4 protein-coding genes are annotated in these 3,133 nt (G+C 69.5%); 3 read left to right on the top strand and 1 reads right to left on the bottom strand.

Annotated features, from left to right (window positions below; translation table 11 throughout):
* Nucleotides 1-10: 10 nt before the first annotated feature.
* A complete protein-coding gene (locus PKE44_RS08120) occupies nucleotides 11-568 on the bottom strand; it encodes a class II aldolase/adducin family protein (RefSeq protein WP_324549904.1) in 558 nt (185 codons plus the stop codon).
* A 280-nt stretch (nucleotides 569-848) separates the two neighbouring features.
* On the opposite strand from PKE44_RS08120, the gene PKE44_RS08115 reads away from it, so the two are divergent.
* Genes PKE44_RS08115 through PKE44_RS08105 form a run of 3 tightly spaced genes read left to right on the top strand, consistent with a single transcriptional unit; the run spans nucleotide 849 to nucleotide 3,073 of the window.
* Nucleotides 849-2,141, top strand: a complete 1,293-nt coding sequence (locus PKE44_RS08115; protein ID WP_324549902.1) for a cation:proton antiporter — start codon at nucleotides 849-851, stop codon at nucleotides 2,139-2,141.
* Nucleotides 2,138-2,707: a YSC84-related protein gene (locus PKE44_RS08110; protein WP_324549900.1), complete on the top strand. Its 570-nt coding sequence runs from the start codon at nucleotides 2,138-2,140 to the stop codon at nucleotides 2,705-2,707. Before PKE44_RS08115 ends, PKE44_RS08110 begins: the two co-directional genes overlap by 4 nt.
* 24 nt (nucleotides 2,708-2,731) lie before the next feature.
* A complete protein-coding gene (locus PKE44_RS08105) occupies nucleotides 2,732-3,073 on the top strand; it encodes a TfoX/Sxy family protein (protein WP_324549898.1) in 342 nt (113 codons plus the stop codon).
* The last annotated feature ends 60 nt before the right edge of the window (nucleotides 3,074-3,133 follow it).

The following is a 3,133-nucleotide window of genomic DNA, read 5'->3' as shown; positions in this document are numbered from 1 at the left end:
CGGACCGGCATCAGATCTTGCCGGCCTGCTGCGCGATGAAGGCGGTCTTCGCCGACAGCTCCAGCGAGCAGGTCCACTTGTAGGCAAGGTTGATGTTTTCGGCGGCCGCGAACACGCCGTGGCCGCGCACGACCGCGATCGGCACCTCGGCCAGCACCTCGGCGACCTTCTGCGGCGCCAGCTCCTTGTAGCGGTCGAACGGGATCGTGATCACCGGCACGCGCCCGAAGTAGTACTGGCCCTCGAAGTCGGCCGGCACGAACTCCTCGTTGTCCATCGTCATCGCCACCGTGTACGGCCCGTGGCTGTGCAGGATGGCGCGCGCGCGCGGATTGCTGCCGTAGACGGCGACGTGCAGCCGCGCATCGAGCGAGGCGCCGCGGCCGATGCGGCCCTCGAAGTCGCAGGCGACGAGATCGCCGCTGCTCAGCAGATCGGCGCAGCAGCCGGTCGGCGTCACCCAGACCGTGTCGTCCTCGCGCACCGAGGCGTTGCCGCTGTGCGAGTCGTTCAGGCCGTAGACGCGCAGCCAGTGATAGTGGCGAACCAGTTCGTCTTTGATGTTCATCGGGAGGAAGTCCGGAGTTCAGCGGATTCGGGCGCGCAGGCAGCGTCGCGACGGGCCGCGCGGCGACGGCAACAGCCGCAGCGGCGGAAACAGGGGGCGGCGGCAGGGGCCGCGGGGGGCGCTATGGTGCGGGAAAAGCCCCGGGTGTGGAAGGCCGGCCCCGGTGGCGGTCTGACCGGCACAACGGCGCGGCGGCAGCGCAGCGACATTCGTCCATACTGCGACGCGCGACCACCCGGTGGTGGCCGCAACCCCGAAATCCCTCCGGGAGTGTCTGCGCATGTCGCGTCGTCTGCGTCTGTGGCTGCTGATCGCCGCCGCACTCATTGCCAGCGTGTATCTGCTGCCACGCTGGACCCCCGAGCTGCTGCTCGGATATTTCCGCAACGGCGAGCCGATCGACCGCTTCACGCTGCTGCTGGCCGCGGTGCTGCTGATGCCGGCGCTGTTCGAGCGCCTGCACCTGCCCGGGGCTGTCGGCCTGCTGGTGGCCGGCGTGCTGTTCGGGCCATCGGTGCTGGCGATCGGCAATCCCGAAAACAGCACCGTCGAGTTGTTCCTGAGCATCGGCCGCGTGTTCCTGATGTTCATCGCCGGACTGGAGGTCGACCTGCGGCTGTTCCACGCGACGCGGCTGCGCTCCTTCGGCTACGGACTCGCGACCTTCGCGCTGCCGATGCTCGCCGGCATCGGCGTCGGCTGGCTGTTCGACTTCGGGCTGAACGCCTGCTTCCTGATCGGCTCGCTGCTCGCCTCGCACACGCTGCTCGGCCTGCCGATCGCGAGCCGCCTCGGCCTGGCGCGCAGCGAGGTGGTCACCGTCACGCTCGGCGCCACGGTGTTCACCGATGTCGCCTCGCTGCTGGTGCTGGCCGTGTGCATCTCGGTGCACACGACCGGCTTCACGTGGCTGAGCCTGCTGGAGCAGCTGTTCTCGCTCGGCGTCTACGGCGTGCTGGTGCTGATCGGCCTGCCATGGCTCGGCGTGCGCTTCGTGCGCCGCTGGCGCCATCGCGAGGCGCCGATGTTCCTGTTTGCGGTGCTCTGCCTGCTGTTCGCGGCGATGGGCGCCAAGGCCATCGAGCTGGAGGACATCGTCGGTGCCTTCTTCGCCGGGCTGGCGGTCAACCGCGTGATCGGCCACGGCCCCGTGCGCGGCAGGATCGAATTCCTCGGCGCGACGCTGTTCATCCCGTTCTTCTTCGTGATCATCGGCTACCGGCTCGACCTGCCGGTGTTCGCGGCGACGCTGCAGACCAGCCTGCCGTTCGTCGCCACGATCATCGCCGCGCTGCTGCTCGGCAAGCTCGCCGCCGCGCTGGTGACCGGGCCGGTGTACGGCTATGCGCGCCGCGAGACGCTGCTGATGTGGTCGCTGTCGCTGCCGCAGGTGGCCGCGACGCTGGCCGTGGCGCTGACGGCCTACAACACGCTGAATGCCGACGGCGAACGGCTGATCACCGAAACGGTGCTGAACAGCGTCATCGTGCTGATGGTCGTGACTTCGGTGCTCGGTCCGCTGCTGACCGAGCGCTTCGCCACCACGCTGCGCCACCGGGATGCCCGCCCATGAATCCGATCCTTCCCCGACTGCTGGGCCTGCTGCTGCCGCTGCTCGCCGTGACGCTGCCGGCCTTCGCTGCCGATGCACCGACGCCGGCCGAAACCCGGGCCGCGATCCGCCAGATGCGCAGCGAAACCCTGAAAACCCTGTACGCGCTGGAGCCGAAGGCACGCACGCAGGTGCGCGGCGCGGCCGGCTACGCGGTGTTCAGCAGCACCGGCGTGCACGTGCTGTTCATCGGCGGCGGCGGCGGGCGCGGCGTCGTACACGACAACCTGACCGGCAAGGACGTCTGGATGCGCTCGGCCAGCGTCGGCGTCGGCCTCGGGCTCGGTGCCCGGGAGCTGAACCTGGTGCTGATCTTCCGCAAGCGCGACACGCTGAAACGCTTCATGGAGCAGGGCTGGCAGTTCGGCGGCGAGGCGAGCGCCACGGCCCGCGCCGGCAGCAGCGGCAGCGATGTGACCGATATCGAAGCCCGCGACGGCATCCTGATCTACCCGCTCAGCCAGGACGGGCTGATGGCCCGAGGCGCGATCGAGGGTACGAAGTACTGGGTCGATCCGGATCTCTGAACCCGCAGCCCGGAGGACGCCCCCATGGCCTCGCACGCCGGTTTCGTCGAATACGTCTGCGCGCAGGCCGGGCTCGGGCCGGCGCTGGGCCATCGCAAGATGTTCGGCGAATACGCGCTCTATCTTGACGGCCGGGTCGTCGCGCTGATCTGCGACGACCAGCTGTTCCTGAAGCCGAGCGCCGCCGGCGAGGCGCTGCTCGGGCGCGCGCCGGCACACCATCCCTACCCGAATGCCAGGGCGCATTTCCGGCTCGACGCCGAACTCGACACGCCCGGGCGCCTGCAGCAACTGCTGATCGCGACCGCCGCGGCCCTGCCGCTGCCGCCCCCGAAGAAACCGCGCCGGATGCGCCGGAACGACTGAGCGACGGAGCGACGGAGCGATGCGAATGATCAGACCGATCCCGCCCTGCCTGCTGCTGCC

Source organism: Plasticicumulans sp. (assembly GCF_035331805.1).
GTDB lineage: Bacteria > Pseudomonadota > Gammaproteobacteria > Competibacterales > Competibacteraceae > Plasticicumulans.
Note: the sequence above shows the minus strand (reverse complement) of the source record. Positions and strands in the feature narration are given on the sequence as shown.